A 542-nucleotide genomic window follows, 5' to 3' on the forward strand; every position below is an offset into this window, starting at 1 on the left:
GTGTACGTCACGCTCTGGCCGGTCTGGAACGGACCGGCCGTCGTCAGCGTCTTCACCACCGACACATCGGCCACACCGCCCGCCGTCTCCGGCGGCGTCGTGCTGGTGTTGTCCGGCGGGTTCGGATCGGTCTGATCCGGTGTCGTCGCCGTCACGCTGTTCTGGAGCGTGCCCTGCGCGTTGATCGTCGCGGTGACCGTAATGGTCACGCTTGCGCCCGAGGCCAGGCTGGCGAGCGTGCACGGGAATGCCGTGCAGCCGCCGCCGGACACGCCGGTGATCGTCAGGTTCGTCGGAGTATCCGTCACCTGCACGTTGGTCGCGGTGCTCGGACCGGCGTTGGCCACCGTCACCGTATAAGTCACCGTTTGGCCGGTCTGGAACGGACCCGCCGTGGTCAGCGTTTTGGTGACCGAGATATCGGCGGTCGGCGTGGTGTTGTCGCCGTCAGTACCGGTGTTGTTGCCGGTGTTCGGGTCGGTCTCGGTCGGTGTCGCCGTCGCGCTGTTGCTGAAGGCGCCGTCGGCCTGGATCGTGCCGGT

General features: G+C 67.5%; 1 protein-coding gene. It reads right to left on the reverse strand.

Features of this window, described 5'->3' with window-relative positions:
* On the reverse strand, nucleotides 1–542 hold a 542-nt coding region (locus AC1RNP_RS19050; RefSeq protein ID WP_493052866.1), incomplete at both ends, for a DUF11 domain-containing protein.

The organism is Luteimonas sp. GW821-FHT14E02 (assembly GCF_058803905.1).